This window comes from Allobosea sp. 2RAB26, assembly GCF_052115465.1.
In the GTDB taxonomy this organism is placed as follows: Bacteria; Pseudomonadota; Alphaproteobacteria; order Rhizobiales; family Beijerinckiaceae; genus Allobosea.
Map to the genome: position 1 here is coordinate 62,027 of NZ_JBFRGS010000005.1, position 20,087 is coordinate 82,113.

18 protein-coding genes and 1 pseudogene are annotated in these 20,087 nt (G+C 64.9%); 10 read left to right on the forward strand and 9 right to left on the reverse strand.

Features of this window, described 5'->3' with window-relative positions:
* The first annotated feature begins 8 nt into the window (after nucleotides 1–8).
* Together AB4118_RS10760 and AB4118_RS10765 are read left to right on the forward strand one after the other, a co-directional pair.
* Nucleotides 9–386, forward strand: coding sequence for an Mth938-like domain-containing protein (locus tag AB4118_RS10760; protein ID WP_441489710.1), 378 nt, complete (start codon nucleotides 9–11; stop codon nucleotides 384–386).
* Between the two features lie 116 nt (nucleotides 387–502).
* Nucleotides 503–1,396: a phytoene/squalene synthase family protein gene (locus AB4118_RS10765; RefSeq protein ID WP_441489711.1), complete on the forward strand. Its 894-nt coding sequence runs from the start codon at nucleotides 503–505 to the stop codon at nucleotides 1,394–1,396.
* 146 nt (nucleotides 1,397–1,542) lie between these two features.
* On the opposite strand, the gene trmFO is transcribed toward AB4118_RS10765, so the two are convergent.
* Nucleotides 1,543–2,955: a methylenetetrahydrofolate--tRNA-(uracil(54)-C(5))-methyltransferase (FADH(2)-oxidizing) TrmFO gene (trmFO, locus tag AB4118_RS10770; RefSeq protein WP_441489712.1), complete on the reverse strand. Its 1,413-nt coding sequence runs from the start codon at nucleotides 2,953–2,955 to the stop codon at nucleotides 1,543–1,545.
* Nucleotides 2,956–3,125: 170 nt separating this feature from the next.
* Nucleotides 3,126–3,278, reverse strand: coding sequence for a DUF1127 domain-containing protein (locus AB4118_RS10775; RefSeq protein ID WP_113515780.1), 153 nt, complete (start codon nucleotides 3,276–3,278; stop codon nucleotides 3,126–3,128).
* Between the two features lie 518 nt (nucleotides 3,279–3,796).
* Here AB4118_RS10775 and AB4118_RS10780 point away from each other — a divergent pair.
* A pseudogene (locus tag AB4118_RS10780) lies at nucleotides 3,797–4,030 on the forward strand (ceramidase domain-containing protein); the annotation flags it as partial.
* Nucleotides 4,031–4,400: 370 nt separating this feature from the next.
* On the opposite strand, the gene AB4118_RS10785 reads toward AB4118_RS10780, so the two are convergent.
* Entirely contained in the window at nucleotides 4,401–5,339 is a 939-nt protein-coding gene (locus AB4118_RS10785; RefSeq protein WP_441489713.1) for a LysR family transcriptional regulator, read from the reverse strand.
* Between the two features lie 125 nt (nucleotides 5,340–5,464).
* Here AB4118_RS10785 and AB4118_RS10790 point away from each other — a divergent pair, with 125 nt between their 5' ends.
* From AB4118_RS10790 to AB4118_RS10800, 3 genes are all read left to right on the forward strand, one after another.
* Entirely contained in the window at nucleotides 5,465–6,346 is an 882-nt protein-coding gene (locus tag AB4118_RS10790) for a pirin family protein (protein ID WP_441489714.1), read from the forward strand.
* Between the two features lie 96 nt (nucleotides 6,347–6,442).
* Entirely contained in the window at nucleotides 6,443–7,069 is a 627-nt protein-coding gene (gene ycaC / locus AB4118_RS10795) for an isochorismate family cysteine hydrolase YcaC (RefSeq protein WP_441489715.1), read from the forward strand.
* Between the two features lie 43 nt (nucleotides 7,070–7,112).
* Nucleotides 7,113–7,802: an isochorismatase family protein gene (locus tag AB4118_RS10800; protein WP_441489716.1), complete on the forward strand. Its 690-nt coding sequence runs from the start codon at nucleotides 7,113–7,115 to the stop codon at nucleotides 7,800–7,802.
* A 176-nt stretch (nucleotides 7,803–7,978) separates the two neighbouring features.
* On the opposite strand, the gene AB4118_RS10805 is transcribed toward AB4118_RS10800, so the two are convergent.
* The 3 genes from AB4118_RS10805 to AB4118_RS10815 form a co-directional block, all read right to left on the reverse strand.
* Nucleotides 7,979–8,359 (reverse strand): SH3 domain-containing protein, encoded by a 381-nt coding sequence (locus AB4118_RS10805; RefSeq protein WP_441489717.1) that lies wholly within the window; start codon nucleotides 8,357–8,359, stop codon nucleotides 7,979–7,981.
* A gap of 24 nt (nucleotides 8,360–8,383) precedes the next feature.
* On the reverse strand, nucleotides 8,384–9,019 hold the full coding sequence (locus AB4118_RS10810; RefSeq protein ID WP_441489718.1) for a pyridoxamine 5'-phosphate oxidase family protein: 636 nt from the start codon (nucleotides 9,017–9,019) through the stop codon (nucleotides 8,384–8,386).
* Nucleotides 9,020–9,234: 215 nt separating this feature from the next.
* Complete coding sequence (locus AB4118_RS10815) at nucleotides 9,235–10,092, reverse strand: endonuclease/exonuclease/phosphatase family protein (RefSeq protein ID WP_441489719.1); 858 nt, start codon at nucleotides 10,090–10,092, stop codon at nucleotides 9,235–9,237.
* A gap of 284 nt (nucleotides 10,093–10,376) precedes the next feature.
* Here AB4118_RS10815 and AB4118_RS10820 point away from each other — a divergent pair, with 284 nt between their 5' ends.
* The gene (locus AB4118_RS10820) at nucleotides 10,377–11,930 is read left to right on the forward strand and encodes a phospholipase D family protein (RefSeq protein WP_441490032.1); all 1,554 of its coding nucleotides are present in this window, start codon (nucleotides 10,377–10,379) and stop codon (nucleotides 11,928–11,930) included.
* A 116-nt stretch (nucleotides 11,931–12,046) separates the two neighbouring features.
* A complete protein-coding gene (locus AB4118_RS10825) occupies nucleotides 12,047–12,721 on the forward strand; it encodes an RraA family protein (protein WP_441489720.1) in 675 nt (224 codons plus the stop codon).
* Nucleotides 12,722–12,740: 19 nt separating this feature from the next.
* On the opposite strand, the gene AB4118_RS10830 is transcribed toward AB4118_RS10825, so the two are convergent.
* Nucleotides 12,741–13,886, reverse strand: coding sequence for a citrate synthase family protein (locus AB4118_RS10830; protein ID WP_441489721.1), 1,146 nt, complete (start codon nucleotides 13,884–13,886; stop codon nucleotides 12,741–12,743).
* 84 nt (nucleotides 13,887–13,970) lie between these two features.
* Between AB4118_RS10830 and AB4118_RS10835 the strand changes: the two genes are divergently transcribed.
* Nucleotides 13,971–15,050 carry a citrate synthase/methylcitrate synthase gene (locus tag AB4118_RS10835; RefSeq protein WP_441489722.1) on the forward strand — a complete coding sequence of 360 codons (1,080 nt, stop codon included), beginning with the start codon at nucleotides 13,971–13,973 and terminating at the stop codon, nucleotides 15,048–15,050.
* A gap of 33 nt (nucleotides 15,051–15,083) precedes the next feature.
* Here the strand turns inward: AB4118_RS10835 and AB4118_RS10840 are convergent, their stop codons facing one another.
* Both AB4118_RS10840 and uvrA read right to left on the reverse strand, forming a co-directional pair.
* The gene (locus AB4118_RS10840) at nucleotides 15,084–15,581 is read right to left on the reverse strand and encodes an invasion associated locus B family protein (protein ID WP_441489723.1); all 498 of its coding nucleotides are present in this window, start codon (nucleotides 15,579–15,581) and stop codon (nucleotides 15,084–15,086) included.
* Between the two features lie 424 nt (nucleotides 15,582–16,005).
* Nucleotides 16,006–18,927 (reverse strand): excinuclease ABC subunit UvrA, encoded by a 2,922-nt coding sequence (uvrA, locus tag AB4118_RS10845; RefSeq protein ID WP_441490033.1) that lies wholly within the window; start codon nucleotides 18,925–18,927, stop codon nucleotides 16,006–16,008.
* A gap of 396 nt (nucleotides 18,928–19,323) precedes the next feature.
* Here uvrA and ssb point away from each other — a divergent pair, with 396 nt between their 5' ends.
* A complete protein-coding gene (gene ssb / locus AB4118_RS10850; RefSeq protein ID WP_441489724.1) occupies nucleotides 19,324–19,860 on the forward strand; it encodes a single-stranded DNA-binding protein in 537 nt (178 codons plus the stop codon).
* Nucleotides 19,861–20,087 lie beyond the last annotated feature (227 nt).

Genomic DNA, 20,087 nt, shown 5'->3' on the forward strand with positions numbered 1-20,087 from the left:
CCCTGATCATGCCACGCTTTGAAGGTTTCGTTCCCGGGCGGCATCAGATCGATGCCTTCGGAGCGGGCGGGTTCCGGTTTGCCGATATGAGCCATCGCGGCTCGATCCTGGCCTTGCCGGCTGGAGTCCATATCTGGCCGGTCTCGTCTTTCGCGGAGGTGACGATCGAGAGCCTCCAGCCCGTTCTCGATGCTGCCGATACGATCGACTTCCTGCTGATCGGCGCCGGACACGACATCGCCTTCGTGCCCGCAGCCTTGCGCGAGCGCTTTCGCGCGGCCGGCATCACCATCGAGGGTATGGCGACGGGGGCTGCGGCGCGGACCTACAATGTTCTCGTCGGCGAAGACCGGCGTGTAGCGGCGGCGCTGATCGCGGTTGAGTAGCAGGGCGCGCGGCGATCATGCTCGTGGGGCGTAGCCAGCCCGGCCTTGCCTGGCCTAGACTGACACTTGATCCAAGGCCGCGCCTGTGAGGCGACTGCCTGGGCGGGACGATCCGCATGACGACCAGAACTGACGATCGCCGCGAGACGCTGCCCGAGGCCCTGCCGGAGGCTTATGCTCATTGTGCCGCACTGGTGCGCGAGGCCGATCACGATCGCTATATCGCCAGTCTGTACGCGCCGGAGGCCGTGCGGCCCGGTCTTTTCGCGCTCTATGCCTTCAGCCACGAGATCGCGAGGGTTCGCGCCGCGGTGAGCGAGCCGCTGCCCGGCGAGGTCAGGCTGCAATGGTGGCGCGACCTGCTGGAGGGTGACGCCAAGGGCGAGGTGCATTCGCATCCTGTTGCCGCCGCGTTGCTCGACACCATTCTGCATTACCGCCTGCCGATCGCGCCGCTGACCGGGCTGATCGAGGCGCGCATCTTCGATCTCTATGACGATCCGATGCCCTCTCTCGGCGATCTCGAGGGCTATGCCGGAGAAACGGCAAGTGCGCTCTTCCGGCTTGCGTCGATCATCCTGGCCGAGGGGCGTGATCCGGGTGGCGCGGCGGCTTGCGGCCATGCCGGCGTCGCCTATGCGCTGACCGGATTGTTGCGCGCTTTCCCCTGGCATGCGGCGGCTGGCCAGGTCTACGTGCCGGCGGAGATTCTCGCCCAAAACGGTGTAATCCGCGACGACATCGTGCGGGGGCGCGGCGGGCCCGGCGTGCTCTATAGCCTGAAGGAACTCCGGGCGATCGCGCGCAAGCACCTCGCCAAGCTGCGGGAGCTGCGCGAGACTATTCCGCCTACGCTCGTTCCGGCCTTCCTGCCGGTCGCGCTGGTCGAAACCTATCTGAGGAAGATGGAGCGCAACGGCTACGATCCGTTCCGGAGCATCATCACGCTACCAGCCTGGCAGCGGCAATGGATTCTCTGGCGCGCAGCCCGAAAGGCAATGCGGGGTTAGATCGCGCGCGTTTGCATCGGCGTTCCCGAAAGCCGCAATCCACGTTTCGGGCCGAAGCAATAATTCGCAGGACGCCGCGTCGGCCGAGAAAAAACCCTCTCCCGGAAGGAGAAGGTTGGAATGGATTACCCCACGCCGAAGGCTCTCTACTCTGCCGCCTCAGCCGCAGCGGCGCCCGCCCACATATCGAGATGCTCCTTCGCGCGTGCCGTCAGCGCCTGCTTGCGGGCCACGCTCTTGGCAGGGCCCTTCAGGCGCTTGCCGTCCGGTCCCGTCTTGGGTGCGTCCTCGATATGCGGGAACAGGCCGAAATTGATGTTCATCGGCTGGAAGGAGCGCGGCCCCTCGTCGATGGTGACGATGTGCCCGCCGGTGATGTGGTTGACCAATGCGCCAAGCGCCGTCGTCGCAGGGGGCAGTTCGAGCGGGCGTCCGAGCCGCTCGGCCGCGGCCATGCGTCCGGTCAGCAGGCCAATGGCGGCGCTCTCGACATAGCCTTCGCAGCCGGTGATCTGTCCGGCGAAGCGAAGGCGCGTATCGGCCTTGAGCTGCAGGGACGGAGAGAGCAGCTTCGGCGAGTTGAGATACGTGTTGCGGTGGATGCCGCCCAGGCGAGCAAATTCGGCATTCTGCAGCCCGGGGATCATCCGGAAGATGGCAGCCTGCTCGCCGTATTTCAGCTTGGTCTGGAAGCCTGTCATGTTGAACAGTGTGCCGAGCGCATTGTCCTGGCGCAGCTGCACGACCGCATAGGCCTTCACTGTCGGGTTGTGCTTGTTGGTCAGGCCGACCGGTTTCATGGGCCCCCAGCGCAGCGTCTCGCGCCCGCGCTCGGCCATGACCTCGATCGGCAGGCAGCCATCGAAATAGGGCGTGCCCTCCCATTCCTTGAACTCGGTCTTCTCGGCCGCCAGCAGCGCGTCGATGAAGGCCTCGTACTGGTCGCGGTCGAGCGGGCAGTTGATGTAGTCGGCGCCGGTGCCGCCGGGGCCGGCCTTGTCGTAGCGCGACTGGAACCAGGCCTGGTTCATGTCGACCGAGTCGAAATGGACGATCGGGGCGATGGCGTCGAAGAAGGCGAGTTCGGTCTCGCCGGTCAGGGACTTGATCCCGTCAGCGAGCGCCGGCGAGGTGAGGGGGCCGGTCGCGATGATGACATTGTCCCAGTCTGCCGGTGGCAGACCGGCGATCTCGCCACGTTCGATGGTGACGAGCGGGTGGGCTTCCAATGCGGCGGTGACCGCCTGCGAGAAGCCGTCGCGGTCGACCGCGAGGGCTCCGCCGGCCGGGACCTGATGGGCATCGCCCTTGGCCATGATCAGCGAGCTGAGCCGGCGCATCTCCCAATGCAATTGGCCGACGGCGTTGGACGAGGAATCGTCCGAGCGGAAGGAGTTGGAGCAGACGAGCTCCGCCAACCCCTCGGTCTTGTGCGCGTCGGTGCCGCGAACAGGGCGCATCTCGTGCAGGACGACCGGGACTCCGGCTTCCGCGATCTGCCAGGTGGCTTCAGAACCGGCGAGGCCGCCGCCGATGACATGGACTGGTTTCGTGCTCATGCCTGCGATGTGTCCGCAGGCGGGCCGAAGGTCAAGAGAGAGGCGTCAGTGACGCAGCCCTGAAACGCAAAATGCCCGCCTGGGAGGAGGCGGGCATTCGCTCTTCGACCGGACCGCGGGGAGGACGCAGGTCCAGGAGAAACTATGATCTCGGTAGGCGCGGACAGTAATCAGGCAGCGTGCGAACGGGCGACGTACTGGATTTCCGAGCGGGACAGGCCGAGATCGTCCAGCTCACGGTCGGTCAGACGCGAGAGTTCACGGACGGTTTCGCGATAGCGAAGATAGGCGCGGATTTTAGCAGCAATCATGGTGACGAACATTGGTTTGGCTCCTGGGTGCCGGGTCATTTCTGGCCCGACAACGATGAATTCGTTGTGCACTGCATATAAGGGAGGCTGGCTGCTAATTGGAGGGGCAGGATATCAGTTCCGTTATGCGATTTGCGCATGGCGATTTAACCAGCCCTTTACATTTTTGCCACGCCCCGCGTCTGTTGCGTAGGAAACTATTAACCAAGCACCGTCGAGTGCCTAAATTGTAGGCCGTTTCGGTTCGCCATCGAGGGGTCGATTCCGGTGTGGCGCGCAATTGGGCGATATGCAGTGTTTTGCCATGCGCGCCTGACTCGAAACGGAAAAGCCCAGCACGGGCCGGTTCTCCGCGGTCGTCACGCTCTTGCGTCAAGGTTTATGTTGCGCCGCAATGTCGCGCTTGCGTCGCCGTCGCCGGGGCGCTGTGGCAAGCTGGGCTGACGCTGGAGAAGCTGCTGTTGCCGTCACAAGCGATCATGTCCTTTGGCTACTGCGAACGCGCCAGCCAGGCCTTCTGGGCAGAGCCGATGAACGCGCTCAGCAATGGCGCCTTCCTCCTGGCCGCGATCGCGGGCCTTCTGCTCTATCGGCGCTCGGGTCGGCGCGACTGGCCAGCTGCCGCGCTGATTGCTCTCGTCGTCATGATCGGTATCGGCTCGTTCCTGTTCCACACCATGCCGCAACGCTGGACGCTGCTGGCCGATATGCTTCCGATCCAGTTCTTCGCGTTCTCCTATTTCGGGTTGGCTCTCGTCCGTTTCATGGGGGCGCGGCCAGCGGTCGCGGCCGGCGGTACACTGGTCTTCCTGCTTGCGTCCTTCCTGCTCGTGTCGAGGCTCGGCGCGCTGCTGCCGCCCGGCATGCGCGGCTCCGGCGGATATGCCTCCTTCGTGCTGGCGCTGTTTGGGGTCGCGTTCGCGGTGCGGATGCGCGGTGAGGGCGATGCGGCGGCACGTCTGCTCGGCCTCGCCGGTTTGGTCTTTGCGCACGCTGGACCAGGTTCTGTGCCAGAGCGTCCCCTTCGGCACGCATTGGCTCTGGCACCTGCTGAACGCATTGGTGCTCTATTTGTTGCTGCGTGCGGCGATCGATCGACCCTCGGCGAATTGATGCGATCCGGGCATTGCGGGATCACAGCCCGCCCGCGACGGCGAAGGCCTCCTTCTCAGCCCGGTCAAGCACCGCGTATTCGGCGGCCAGGACATCAAGCAAGGCACGGACGGATGGCAGGAGACCACGTCGCGACGGAAAAACGGCGTGGATGATGCCGGCCCGCGGCGTCCAGTGCGGCAGGACCTCGACCAACGTTCCCGCTTGCAGGTCGTCCTGGACCACCATGGTCGGGAGTTGGACGACGCCAACGCCCTCGAGCGCGGCAAGCCGCAGCGCGACCATGTCCTCCGTGACCAGCCGAGGGGTGTGGCGGATGATCGCCGTGGCGCCGCCGGGCCCGCTGAGGCGCCATTCATGCTCCTGATGCGGATCTCCCCAGGACAGGCTGGGCAATGCGCTGAGGTCGGCGGGAACAAGAGGCCGTGCGAGGTCTTTCAGCACGCGGGGCGCGGCGACCAGCCGCTGGGTGCTCTCGGCCAGAACCTTCATCACCAGCTCGCTTTCCTCCAGTGGGGGGAAACGAACCCGGATGGCGATGTCGAAGCCTTCGCGAATGACGTCGACGCGCCGATTGGTGCTTTCCAGTTGCACCTCGACCTTGGACCAGGCGGCAAGGAAGCGGGCGACCATGCCGCCGATCTGGAAATAGAGCACGGCTGACGGGCAGGCGACGCGCACGATGCCCTGGGGTGCGGCCCGGGCCCGCTCGATCGCTTCCTGGCCGGCGTCGACCTCGACCAGCATCGCGACGCAATGGCGATAATACTCGCGGCCGATCTCGGTGACGGCGAAGCGCCGCGTCGAGCGCTGCACGAGACGCACGCCCAGTCGCTCCTCAAGCAGCGCCAGCCGGCGGCTCAGCCGCGAACGCGGCATTCCCAGCGCTCGGGCTGCCGCAGCGAAACCCTGATGGTCGACGACCTGAGCGAAGAAATAGAGATCGTTCAGGTCCTGCATCGGATGCTCCATTGTCCTTCTGATAGGACACAGTGGCGAGATAATGCCGTCTACCGGCCATTTTGTCTCATTTCTATTCTCCTGGCCAACGCAACGCCTTTGCAACGCTCCCAAGGAGAAACGCAATGAGAAAGGTTCTCGGGGTCTTCAGCAGCCCGCATCCCCATTGGATCGGGGATGGCTTTCCCGTCCGCTCGATGTTCTCGCATGCCGGTCAGGGCGAGCATGTCAGTCCGTTCCTGCTGCTCGACTATGCCGGGCCGGCACAGTTCGCGCCGGCCGCTCAGCCCCGTGGTGTCGGCACGCACCCGCATCGGGGCTTCGAGACGGTGACCATCGTCTATCAGGGGGAGGTCGAGCATCGCGATTCAACCGGCAAGGGCGGTCTGATTGGCCCTGGCGACGTGCAGTGGATGACGGCTGCGTCAGGAATCCTGCATGAGGAGTTCCACTCGGAAGCCTTCACCCGCAAGGGTGGCACGCTCGAGATGGTTCAGCTCTGGGTCAACCTACCGGCCAAGGACAAGAGCGCAGCTCCCGGCTACCAGACGCTGCTCGACAAGGAGATCCCTGCAGTCAAGCTGCCCGATGGGGCGGGTACGCTCAGGGTGATCGCGGGCAATTACCAGGGACATGTCGGGCCGGCGCATACGTTCACGCCCATGAATATCTGGGACCTGCAGCTGCTGCGTGACGGGGCAACTTCGCTCGTCCTTCCGGAAGGCCACACCCTCGGCGTCGTCGTCCTGCGCGGCAACATCCTGATCAATGGCGCGGACAAGGCGCGGGAAGCACAGTTCATCCTGTTCGACCGTCTGGGTGGCGAGGTGACCCTGGAGGCCGACAGCGATGCCGCGGTGCTGATCGTCAGCGGCGCGCCGATCGTCGAGCCGGTCGTCATGCATGGCCCCTTCGTCATGAACACGGCCGAGGAGATCCGTCAGGCGATGATCGATTTCCAGAGCGGCCGGTTCGGCGCCATCCCGCAGGCGGCGGACGGGCGCTGAGGACAGGAGGCTCCGGATGTCCGCGCCGGGGCCCTGGAGGGGCGGCGCCATCGCCGCCCCAATAGCGGAACCACAAGACCAGCAAGGATCATGACAATGACCAAGCCCTATACGCGCCTGGACAAGGACAATGCTGCGGTGTTGCTTGTCGACCATCAGGCCGGCCTGCTGTCGCTCGTTCGCGATATCGGCCCCGATCAGTTCAAGAACAATGTCCTGGCGCTCGCCGACCTCGCCAAATACTTCAAGCTGCCCACCATCCTGACGACGAGCTTCGAGGATGGGCCGAACGGACCTCTGGTTCCGGAGCTGAAGGAGATCTTCCCCTCGGCCCCCTTTATCCCGCGCCCGGGCCAGATCAACGCCTGGGACAACGAGGATTTCGTGAAGGCGGTCAAGGCGACCGGGCGCAAGCAACTGATCATTGCGGGCGTGGTGACCGAGGTCTGCGTGGCATTTCCGGCGCTCTCGGCGTTGGCCGAGGGCTACGAGGTCTTCGTTGTGACCGACGCCTCGGGCACTTTCAACGAGATCACCCGGCACTCGGCCTGGGATCGCATGTCGGAAGCCGGGGCGCAGCTGATGACCTGGTTCGGTGTCGCCTGCGAGCTGCATCGCGACTGGCGCAACGATGTCGAAGGCCTGGGGGCGCTCTTCTCCAACCACATCCCCGACTATCGCAATCTGATTTCCAGCTACAGCGCGGTGAAGGCGTCGAAGTGACCGGCTTCGCAACCGCATCAATCCAGATCACATGAGGATAGCCATGAGCACCTTTGCGAATATCGCGAACTTCAACGGCCAGCGGCCGGTCATCGATCCCGACGATGCCGTGATGCTGCTGATCGACCATCAGAGCGGGTTGTTCCAGACCGTCGCGGACATGCCGATGACGACGCTGCGCGCCCATGCCGCTGCGCTGGCCAGGATGGCAACGCTGAGCAAGATGCCGGTGATCACCACGGCCTCGGTGCCGCAGGGGCCGAATGGTCCGCTGATTCCGGAGATCCACCAGAACGCTCCGCATGCGACCTATGTGGCGCGTCGCGGCGAGATCAATGCCTGGGACAATCCGGACTTCGTCGCTGCGGTGAAAGCGACCGGGCGCAAGACGCTCATCATCGCCGGCACCATTACCAGCGTCTGCATGGCCTTCCCGAGCATCAGCGCGGTTGCCGATGGCTACAAGGTCTTCGCGGTCATCGACGCGTCCGGCACCTATTCGAAGATGGCGCAGGAGATCACGCTTGCTCGTGTCGTCCAGGCCGGGGTCGTGCCGATGGACACGGCGGCCGTTGCCTCGGAGCTCCAAAAGACCTGGCATCGCGACGACGCCCAGCAATGGGCGGAGGTCTACACGAGGATCTTCCCGCCCTATCAACTCCTGATCGAGAGCTACATGAAGGCGCAGGAGGTCGAGAAGAACCAGGAGCAGCTCGACTCGCAGCGCAGCTGACGTCGGCTACGCCGGGTGGTGTGCCCCCTGGCGCCCGCCCGGCAGCTTCGGCCGCTTCATTCAAGGCGGTGGCCGAGCGGTCCCAATCATCGGGCCGGATCTCGTATCCGGTCCGATGATCTAACTTTCTGTGTTTGCGGCGGCTTTCCCGAAAACCGCAAGCCCCGGCCGCTGCCTTAACCGCCGTCCTCGCGCAGAAATTTCCCCCGGACCCAACCCGTGCGGCCGTTGTAGCGGACTTTGCACCATCGCCCGGCCCGAGCCACCCGTTGCTGCTTCGGGCTCATTCGCTGCCATTCCGCCAGAGATGGCACGCCGGTGCAGCCAAGATTCTGCAGCCGTCGGCCGTCGGACGGAACCACCCCCGTTCTGGCGGCTGACGGCTTCGGCGCTGCGCGCAGGGCGAGGACATCATGTCCGGCAACGCCGGTGACGGCCCAGAAATCTGGGCCAGCGACTTTAGACCTCGCCGGAATGACAGGCGAGCAGATCCCGACCAGGCCGGCGAACAGGGCCGAGCGAGCTTTGACGATCAAGCGGCGCCTGTCCCTAAGCATCCCGCAGCTCCCGCCGCTTGAACTCTAATAAAGTCGCGATTTGTAACCCTCCGCGAGATTCGCTTCGGCTTCCGCCACTCCGATCGCCTTGGTCTGTTCAGCCACGATGCGGCCGAGCGAAGGGAAGCTGTGCCGCGGAACCTGCGTCGCGGGGTCCCAGAGCTTCGAACGGATCAACGCCTTGCCGCAATGGAAATAGGCTTCGTCGATCTCGACCAGCATGCCGGTGACGGGGGTGCGTTCCTGGACGGTCGAGGGTTCCAGCAGACCCTGCTCGCGTGTGACTCTGGCACGGCCGTTCACCCGCAGCGTCTCGTTGATGCCGGGTACCATGAAGATCAGGCCGATGCCGGGCGACGCGAGGATGTTGCCAAAGGTGTCGACCCGGTTGTTGCCACGCCGGTCCGGGATGAGCAATGTCCTGTCGTCGAGGACCCTGACGAAGCCGGGTGCATCGCCGCGCGGGCTGGCATCGGCACCACCTGCACCGTCACCGCTGGCGATGACAAGGAAGGGCGAGAGCGCGATAAAGTCGCAGCAGAACTGATCAAGATGCTTCAGCACCTTGCTGTCGGCGATCGGGTTGACCGGGCCGATATGCGTCCGCAGTTCAACCGCATCCTCGATCAACGCTGCCGGCTCGGTGGCTGTCGCAGTCATGAAGTCCTCTCGCCCCTTGCATGGTGCCAACCGCGTGACGGGCTGAGCGACCGATTGTTGTGCAAGCTAGCGTCAGATGTCGGATGATGCCACCGCAGGCGGCGCGCCCGGATGCATGGCGGGGGTGCTTACCCAGCGATACAGGCGATTCTTGCTGATGATGGTTGCTCAGTCCAGGGGGCGGGGCGTCACGGGCGAGCCCCCGGAGCCGTTCTTCAAACGGGGCTCTTCACGCCCGGCCTCTGGGCGGCGTGCTCTATCCGGCCAGCCGTCACCACGCCCGGGGAGGGGGAACGCTCGGGGCGAGCCGCCTGTCCGAGGCTGAGCGCGGCCTTGATCGGCAGATGATCGGAGGCGATCTGGGCGAGAGGGCTGTCGTGAACCTCGATGAGCGAAACCAGATCATGCGGGTTGGCGATGATGCGATCGAGCGACCAGACCGGAAAGCGCGTCGGGAAACTCGCCACGGCACCGTCGAGCGGTCCAAAATCCGGATGAAGCTCCTGCAGGGACGAGTGCCTGCCGATCCGCCACTCGTTGAAATCGCCCATCACCACGACCGGGCGGCCGTCGGGAGGCTCCGAGGCTGCGAGGATGCTCCGGACCTGGCGCGTCCGCGAGCGGTGCAGCAGGCCAAGATGCACGGCAATGATCCGTACCGGACCGGCGCGCAATGTCAGGTCGACGACCAGGCCGCCGCGAGGCTCGGCACCCGGCAGCACGAGTTGCTCGACCCTGTCGACCACGCCGTCTCGGAACAGCACCAGATTGCCATGCCAGCCATGCCCGTTGCGGGTGGCCCGGAGCGGCACGGCCGTGAGCCCGCATTCACGCTCCAGCGCGTGAAGGTCGAGCAGTCCCAGGCGCTCTCCGAAGCGTTGATCGACTTCCTGCAGCGCGATCACATCCGCATCGATCTCCTTGATGACGTTCATCGTGCGCCAAGGATTGAAACGCCGGTCGCGGCCCACACATTTGTGGATGTTATAGGAGGCGACCAGCGTGTTGCCGCGGCTCGCGCGGTGATCGCCGTTGGAATAGGATTTGCGCTGTTGCCGCAAAGCCGTGGCCATCAGCGGTCCGAGGGATTTGAGCCCCCGCGGGAGCCGACGTTTCCGGAACATGAACAACGGTTTCCTGAGGCGTTAGGCGGAAGGGTGATGGGCAGAGGTTTGTTTGTAACAGAACGATTCGTAATGCAGTCTGTTCAACCTGTCCCGGGCTGTTCTCGATACTGTGTCCGGCAAGCGGTCGTTCATCTGTCGTCCAGATCTAGCAGAGGAGAGATGGATCCAACCTTCGCCGCGAGTGCCCTGGTGGCTCCTCGCTGCGACGACCCGGCCTCTCCTCGACCATGATGCACCTGCTCCTGATCATCGTTGCATTCGCTGGCCTGCTCGCCCTGGCATCGGCCATCGCAACCTATTCCTATGGCCATTTCGCCCGGCGTGCGAAGGGGCCGCCGTCCAGCGCCCTGGCCGTCGCCGATGACGAGACGCTGCTGGACAGGATCCTCTCGCAGCTCGTCGCCGGGCGCGAGAACGAAACCGGCCTCCTGCTGCTCTCTGAAAATCTCGACGCTTTTGCGGCGAGGGCGGTTGCGGCCCGCAGTGCCGGGCGCAGCCTCGACCTTATGTACTATGTCTGGAAAAACGATCTGACCGGACTGCTTCTCGCCCACGAATTGTTGGCTGCCGCCGATCGTGGCGTGCGGGTGAGGCTGCTGATCGACGACATCAACACCCGCGGGCTGGACGGTGCCTATCTCTCGCTCGATGGGCATCCCAACATCTCGGTCAGACTGTTCAATCCGAGCCGGGCTCGGCGCGGTGGCTTGCGGCGCGGCATCGAGATGGTGCTGCGCGCGGTCTCCGTGACGCGGCGGATGCACAACAAGGCCTGGATCAGCGATGGTCGGCTGGCAATCGTCGGTGGCCGCAACATCGGCAATGAATATTTCGCCGCTGCCAAATCCTCCAACTTCCAAGACCTCGACGTTCTGCTCGTCGGAGCCGCGGTGAAGCAGACGGAAGCTGTCTTCGACGCCTTCTGGAACAGCGACGTGGTGATCCCGATCGATGCCCTGGTGACCTGGCGGCAACCGAAGCTGGCGCGCTTGCGCAACGCACTCGCGAAGCTGCTCAAGAGCGCTCGCGCGCGTCCCTATATCGAGCGTGTCCGCGAGCGCATGTCGCTGACGGACACGCTCAATCTCTCCGAGAAGATCCACTGGGCACGCGAGGCCAAGATCATTTCGGATCCACCCGAGAAGGCTTTCGGCGGCAAGCGGGAGAACTGGTTGCTGGGCGCGCTCATGCCCAGCATCGCCGCCAGCCGGGATGTGCTCGAGATCACGTCTCCCTATTTCATTCCCGGCAGCGACGGGACGGCGCAGTTGAGCGGTCTGGTCGCAAGGGGGGTCGATGTCGCGATCCTGACCAACTCGCTGGCGGCGACGGATGTCGCTGCAGTCCACGGGGCCTATGCCCAGTACCGCGAGCGTCTGTTGAAGGGAGGCGTGCGTCTCTACGAGCTGCAGCGCTATGCGAGCCGGCAGCAGATCTCCGTATTCGGCTCGAGCGGCGCCAGCCTCCACACAAAGGCATTCACGGTCGATCGGAAGACCGGCTTCATCGGCTCGTTCAATTTCGACCCGCGCTCGGCCTCGCTGAACACCGAGATGGGGGTGCTGTTCGAACAACCCGCACTGGTGGCCGAGATGCGGCAGCTCTTCAGGGCTGATACGGCGCCTGAAGTCAGTTACGAGCTCTCGCTCGAGGATGGCGGCCTGCACTGGAACGGCATGCGCGACGGCAAGCCGCGGCGTCTCGGACATGAGCCGGATGCAAGCCCGTCCCGCCGCGCGCTGGCGTTCATCGTCGGCCTCTTGCCGATCCAGTCGCAGCTATAGATCCGCCAGAGCGATTTTCTGTCGAATGGAATCCGCCCTGTTCCACGAGCAGAACTCCGAGCGGCTTGACGCTCCGGAATGGCGGACGGAAGCTGGCACCGCATGAGGAGATCGCGATGTCAGCCTTGACCGTCCTGCCTGACCTGGAAACCTTGAAGGGCAGGCTGTACTCCGCTGTCCTTTCCGACGTGCTCGATCAGCTCGGCTTTCCCAACCAGGCGGTGAAACCGTTCGTGCGGCCACTCGACGACGCGACGATGCTCTGCGGCTTCGCCCGGACGGGGCTCTACATGAAGCGCTATCACCTTGCCGAGGGCCATAATCCCTACGCGCTCGAGATGGATCTGATCGACAGCCTGAAACCCGGCGAGATTGCCGTGCTGGCCTGCGACGGGCCGACCGACCGGATCGCGCCCTGGGGCGAGCTCCTGACCACGGCCTCGATGGTGCGCGGCGCCGCCGGCTGCCTGACCGACGGGCTGGTTCGCGACGTGCGCCGCATCCGCGAGCTCGGCTTCCCGCTCTTCCATGGCGGCATCGGCCCGCTCGACACCAGGGGGCGGGCTGAGATGATGGCGGTCGACGAGGCCGTCGAAGTCGGCGGAGCAAGGGTTGAGCCGGGTGACTTCATCTTCGGTGATGCCGATGGCGTGGTGGTCGTGCCTCAGCGCATTGCCGAGGAGGTGGTGAAGCTCGCCCTTGCCAAGATCGAGGCAGAGGACACGACGCGCGAGGAGCTTCTCGCCGGCGCGAGCTTGCGCTCGGTTTTCGAACGGCACGGTGTGCTCTAGCGGGCACCTCCGTTTCGGGTCACGCCGAGCCCGGCGCCACCCCGACATAGCGCGCTCGCGGCCGGATGAGGCGGCCAGTCTGAAACTGCTCCAGGGCATGGGCGATCCAGCCGGTGCACCGTGCCGCAGCGAAAATCTGGAAGGGGGCGTCCTGCGGCAGGCCCAGTGTGGAAGCCAGGGCCGTCAAGGCAAAGTCTATGTTCGGAACGTCGCCGGTGATCGCTTCCGTGACGCGACGGATCTCCTGGTATTCGGCGGGAAGAGGGAAAGCCGACAGCAGCCCCCGCGCCCGGGGATCCCCTTCGGGATAGAGCGGGTGCCCGAACCCCGGCACCGGCGTTCCGAGTGCCAGCCGCGATTGGACCGCGGCCTCGACACCCTCCCGCCGCGCTTCGCCGAAGAAGGCGCGAACCCGGGCCGACATGCCGCCGTGCAAGGGGCCTGACAGCGCGGACAGGCCTGCCAGGACGCAGGCAGCGAGCGACGCCCGTGTCGAAGCGGTGACGCGGACCGCGAAGGTCGATGCGTTCAGCTCATGGTCCGCCAGCAGGACGAGGCAGGTGCGAATGAAATCGGCGCCCGTCGGGTCGCAACCCCAGGCGCGCGCGATGCGGTCATGAATGGGGCCTTCGCCGGGACGGCCGGCAACCGCATCGACGAGTGCGTCCAGCACCGAGGCTGCTTCGAAATACAAGGCCTTCGGGGTCCGGCTGCCGATCACCGGGTCTGCTGCGGCGCGAGCCGCAATCATCGCGAACATCCGCTGATTGCCGGTTCCCGGGCCGACGATATTGAATTGGGGCGGAAAGCGCGCGTCGCCGCAGGCCCAGAGCAGGCGTGCGATATCCTCGAGCCGGGCGGTCCGGGCCAAGGCTTCGGCATCCTGGCCGCGATACCACAGCCGCCCATGCGCGATCGTCGTGATGCTCGATGCCAGCACCGGCTCGCCCCAGGCGATGGCGTCCTCGGCAATCGCCGCGTTTCGTCGCCCTCGTGACTTCCGGTATTCCAGCCGTGCGACATCGGCGGCGCGGTAGAGGCTGCGTCGCGGGTCGCCGGTATCGGCCCGTGCTTCGATCCGCCCCCGGCTCACATAGGCATAGAGCGTCTGCGGCTTCAGCTGCAGACGCGTCATCACCTCCTGCGCGGTCAACCAGTCGCTCATTGCCATATATTGATTTTATTGTTCAAGATTGATTCTAGTTCGGTCCGAACCGATCCTCAAGGCAGTTCTTCAAGGGAGTGCCTGATGTCGGATGGGTTGGAAAATGTCGTTGCAGCACAGACGATCCTGTCGGATGTGGACGGGGCAGCTGGCCAGCTGGTCATCCGGGGTCATCGTCTCGACGACCTTGCCGGCCGCGTGACCTTCGCCGAGGCGGCGCAGTTGATGCTCACTGGCTTCTTCGACACATTGCCGCCCGGTGATGCCTTCGAAGCTGCGCTCGGCCAGGGCAGGGTGGATGTGTTCGGCGAGGTGGCCAGTCTCGATGAGACGCTTGTCCGGCGAGCTCCGGTCGAAGCGCTTCGCGCGCTGATGGCGCGGTTGGCCGATGGCGATGATGCTGCGACCGCCTTGCGCCTCCTGGCGGCACCGGCCGTCTTCACGCCGGCGATCATACGGCTGCAGCGCGGGCTCGCACCGATCATGCCCGATGGGCGGTTGGGCCATTCGGCCGATATCCTGCGGATGATGCGCGGCGAGGCAGCCAGCCCGGCGCAGGCCGCGGCATTGGATACTTATCTCGTCACGGTTTGCGATCATGGACTGAATGCCTCGACCTTCGCCGCCCGTGTCGTCGCGTCGACGCAGGCAGGACTGGGGTCGGCCGTGCTGGCCGGACTCAGTGCGCTGAAGGGCCCGCTGCATGGCGGCGCACCCGGGCCGGTGATCGACATGCTCGACGAGATCGGCGAGGTGGGCAACGCACGAGCTTGGCTGGAAGCCGCGTTGCAGCGCGGTGATCGCCTGATGGGGTTCGGTCACCGCGTCTATCGCGTGCGTGACCCACGTGCCGACGCATTGAAGCGCGCGATACGCCAGCTCGATACGGATTCCGGCCGCCTCGCTTACGCGGAGGCGGTCGAGCAGGCCGCCTTGGCTATTCTTCGTGAGCGGAAGCCGGACCGCGCATTGCAGACGAATGTCGAATTCTACACCGCCCTCCTGCTCGAAGCGCTCGCATTCCCGCCCGACAGTTTCACCTGCGTCTTCGCAATGGGACGGACGATCGGCTGGATCGCCCATGCCCAGGAGCAGGTTGCCCGCGGTCGGCTCATTCGCCCGCAGTCAACCTATGTCGGTCCGGCGCCGAGACGCGCTGCCTGATGGGCTCGCTGCCGTGAGCGTCGGCTGCCGCCATCAGCTGCATTGCTGCAGTTGCCGCGAGGCGGCGGTCACGCCATCCAGCGAGAAGGTGTAGCTGGTCTCGTTGCCGCGGGCGGAGCGCGCTGCGAGCACCATCTCGTCGCCAGCCTTCATCGCCGCGAAGAGCTCGCCCTCGCGTTCGACGCGCTGGAGCCAGGCATTGCGGCCGGCGGTCAGCATGCGGAAGCGCTCCTCGCCGATCGTGACCTCGACGGTCGAATCCTTGGCGAAGTCGTACCCGGTCTGGAAACTCGACTCCGTGCGGCCAGCGCTCTCGCCGCTCTGGACGAAGAAATACACGTCGCCATGGCGAAGCTCGGCAGGTTTCTCAGCGATCGGGTTGCTGGAGATATAGCAACGTTGGCTATTTCCGCTCGCATAAGACGAGGCATTCCAGTTCTTGAACTGACCGAGCGGCTTGGCCGGATTCGCCATTGCTCCGGTCGAAACCGCGAGGAATACGAAGGTCGCCGGGATCGCCAGTCTCATCATTGCTTCATCTCCTTTTGTGTTCGCAAGGGATGGAACCTGAAGCCTAACGAGGCGTAAACAAGGCGGCGGAAAGCGCGTGCGACCTTGCGGCGCAGCGGCACGCGCCCGCGGCTGCTTTCGGCATCGCCCGGCGGGGCGAAAGTCGGCGGAATGTCGCGAGATGCGTAATCGTTGAGGAACGCGGCGCTCCGCGAAGTTGCCGTCGCAGGCTACGGACACACTGGCGCCGGTCTACCCTGACTGCGAGACGTGGCTGTGCGCCTCGGTGCGTCAGCCTTCGGGCCTTACGTCCCGCGGGCCGTACGCAGAGCGGAGGGGCCGCATCCGCGCTCGATGATTGGAACGACCGGAAATCACCGGCAGGCACATGGCCGGTCGTGCAATTTCACGCGAACCAAGGCGCCAACCGGCGTTTCCACGAAGCCTATTCCGCCGCTTGTGCGGGGGCCTTGGCGGGCTTCTTCAGCGGTCGGCGCTCCAGCACCTCCTTGAGGAACCGGGCGGTATGGCTGCGGCTGACCTTGACCACGTCTTCGGGCGTGCCCTGAGCCACGACCTCGCCGCCGCCATCGCCGCCTTCCGGGCCCATGTCGATGATCCAGTCGGAGGTCTTGATGACCTCGAGATTGTGCTCGATCACCACCACCGTATTGCCCTGCTCGACCAGCTCATGCAGCACTTCCATGAGCTTGGCGACATCGTGGAAATGCAGGCCGGTCGTCGGCTCGTCCAGGATGTAGAGCGTGCGGCCGGTGGCACGCTTCGAGAGTTCCTTCGACAGTTTCACGCGCTGGGCTTCGCCGCCGGACAGCGTCGTCGCCTGCTGGCCGACATGGACATAACCGAGGCCGACGCGGGAGAGCGTTTCCATCTTGTCGCGGATCGAGGGCACGGCCTTGAACAGGTCCTTCGCCTCCTCGACGGTCATGTCGAGCACATCCGCGATCGAGCGCTCGCGGTATTTCACCTCGAGCGTTTCACGGTCGTAACGCTTGCCCTTGCAGACATCGCAGGTGACGTAGACGTCGGGCAGGAAATGCATCTCGATTTTGATGACGCCGTCGCCCTGGCAGGCTTCGCAGCGCCCGCCCTTGACGTTGAAGGAGAAGCGCCCCGGCTGATAGCCGCGCGCCTTCGCCTCGGGCAGGCCGGCGAACCATTCGCGCATCGGCGTGAAGGCGCCGGTATAGGTCGCGGGATTGGAGCGCGGGGTGCGGCCGATCGGCGACTGGTCGATGTCGATGACCTTGTCGAGATGCTCCATGCCCTCGATGCGATCATGCTGGGCGGGATGCTCGATCGAGCCGTTGAGCTTGCGGGCGACGGCCTTGTAGAGCGTGTCGATGACCAGCGTCGACTTGCCGCCGCCGGAGACGCCGGTGATGCAGGTGAAGAGCCCGAGCGGGATCTCGACCGATACGTCCTTGAGGTTGTTGCCCCGGGCGCCGACGATCTTGAGCGAGCGCCCCTTCTGCGGCTTGCGGCGCTTGGCCGGCACCGGCACCGAGAGCTCGCCCGTGAGGTAGCGGCCGGTCAGCGAGTTCGGGTCGGCCAGGATCTGCTCCGGCGTGCCCTTCGAGACGATTTCGCCGCCATGGATGCCGGCTCCGGGACCGACATCGACGACGTAGTCGGCGGTCAGGATCGCGTCCTCGTCATGCTCGACGACGATCACGGTATTGCCGAGGTCGCGCAGGCGCCGCAGCGTCCCGAGCAGGCGCTCATTGTCGCGCTGGTGCAGGCCGATCGAGGGCTCGTCCAGCACATAGAGGACGCCGGTGAGGCCCGAGCCGATCTGCGAGGCGAGACGAATACGCTGGCTCTCGCCGCCCGAGAGCGTGCCGGAGCCGCGCGCCAGCGTCAGATATTCCAGCCCGACATCGAGCAGGAAGGTCAGGCGGTCGCGGATCTCCTTGAGGATGCGCGTCGCGATCTCGGTCTGCTTCGGCGTGAGATGGCGCGGCAGATCGGAGACCCAGGCCAGCGCATCGCGAACCGAGAGGCGGGAAATCTCGCCGATATGACTACCGGCGATCTTCACCGCCAGCGCCTCGGGCTTCAGGCGAAAACCGTTGCAGGCGGCGCAGGGCGTCTCGGACATGAAGCGGCCGATTTCCTCGCGCGCCCAGTCGGACTCCGTCTCCTTCCAGCGCCGCTCCATGTTTGTGATGACGCCCTCGAAGGGCTTCTTCACCTCATAGGCGCGCAGCCCGTCATTATAGGCGAACCGCACCGGCTCGGTGCCGGTGCCGAACAGGATGGCATCGTGCGCCTGCTTCGGCAGCTCGGACCAGGGCTTGGTCATCGAGAAGCCGAAATGCTTGGCGAGCGCGTCCAGTGTCTGGCCGTAATAGGGCGAGGTCGACTTGGCCCAGGGCGCGATCGCCCCCTTCTTCAGTGAGATGGAATTGTCGGGCACGATCAGATTGGCATCGATGCGCATCTCGTGGCCGAGACCATCGCAGGTCGGGCAGGCGCCGAACGGGTTGTTGAATGAAAAAAGCCTGGGCTCGATCTCGGGGATGGTGAAGCCGGAGACGGGGCAGGCGAATTTCGAGGAGAAGGTGATGCGCCTGGCCTCGCCGCTCTCCTCCTTCTCGTCGGCATATTCGAAGACCGCGATACCCTCGGCGAGCTCCAGAGCCTGTTCCAGCGAGTCGGACAGGCGTGCGGCGAGGTCGGGGCGTATGACGATGCGGTCGACCACCACGTCGATGTCGTGCTTGAACTTCTTGTCGAGGGCGGGAGCGTCCGGGATCTCGTAGAACTGGCCGTCGATCTTGACGCGCTGGAAGCCGCGCTTCAGCCAGTCGGCCAGTTCCTTGCGGTATTCGCCCTTGCGACCGCGCACCACGGGCGCCAGCAGATAGCCGCGCGTCTTCTCCGGCAGCTCCAGCAGCCGGTCGACCATCTGGCTGACCGTCTGGCTCTCGATCGGCAGGCCCGTCGCCGGCGAGTAGGGGATGCCGGCACGTGCCCAGAGCAGGCGCATGTAGTCGTGGATCTCGGTGACGGTGCCGACTGTCGAGCGCGGGTTCTTCGAGGTCGTCTTCTGCTCGATCGAGATGGCCGGCGAGAGCCCGTCGATCTGGTCGACATCGGGCTTCTGCATCATCTCGAGGAACTGGCGGGCATAGGCCGAGAGGGACTCGACATAGCGGCGCTGGCCCTCGGCGTAGATCGTATCGAAGGCGAGCGAGGATTTGCCCGAGCCTGAAAGGCCGGTGAAGACCACGAGCTTGTCGCGCGGAATCGCCAGGTCGACGTTCTTGAGATTGTGCTCGCGCGCGCCGCGCACGGAAATCACGCGTGCATTCGGATCGGCCGCGCGGTTGCGGTCGAACATGTCCTCAAGCGTGGCGGCTTGTTCAGCCAAAGAGGTCTTGCGGGCCATCGGGGCGTCCGTTCGGGTAAGGCGTAGAGATAGGGCAAATGCCCGGCCATGCCAGCCTCACGGCGGTCTGGCAGGCATGAATATCATGCAGCGGGATAGGCTGCTGTCTTTCTCCTGACAATTCGCGTCAGGAGTAGGGCGTCCGGTTTGGCGATCGGTGCCGCCGTCCGCCGAGGCTCGTCCGACCTCCGGCGGCCGCCTCGCGAATCCTGATGAAGACAGGGGACAACTCTGCAAAACGGACTTGAACAAAGCAAGAACATTGTTGATAGTGACGTCTGCGGGCGCTAGGGTCCGGCTCCGGTCGTCGATCGGATTTGCAGATGTGCGCAGGAAATGGAGCCTCTCATGGCTGGTAGCGTCAACAAGGTCATTCTGGTCGGTAATCTCGGGCGCGACCCCGAGGTGCGCCGGCTCGGCAGCGGCGAGCCGGTCGTCAATCTGCGCATCGCCACGTCCGAGACCTGGCGCGACAAGCAGTCCGGTGAGCGCAAGGAAAAGACCGAGTGGCACTCGGTGGTGATCTTCAACGAGAATCTCGCCAAGGTCGCGGAGCAGTATCTGAAGAAGGGCTCGAAGGTTTACATCGAGGGCCAGCTCCAGACGCGCAAGTGGCAGGATCAGTCGGGCGTCGAGAAGTACACGACCGAGATCGTACTGCAGCGCTTCCGCGGCGAACTCACCATTCTCGACAGCCGCGGGCAGGGCGGTTCTGACGAGTATGGCGAGGGCGGCGGTTCGGTCGAGGACCGTTCGGGCGGCGGCGGTTCCTTCGGGCGTTCGAGCCCGATGGGCAGCGGTGGCGGCTCGCGCCAGCCGGCCATGTCCAGCGGCGGCAGCGGGCGTTCGTCGAGCACCCACCTGGACGACGATATCCCGTTCTAGGGCAAGCGAGGGCGAACCGCTTTGCGGATCGCAATCTCCTCAGGATCAGAAGGCCGCTCCCGACCCGTTCGGAGCGGCCTTTTTGTTGGTATCCGAAGGACGGGGCGGCTCTCCCTCCATCATTGCCAAGAGCGGCAAGCGGCATTCGATGACTTAGATCGCGAATCTCGGTGCGAGATTGCATTCATTCGCGCTCGAGCAGTCAGACCCGACCGCCGTCCAGGCGC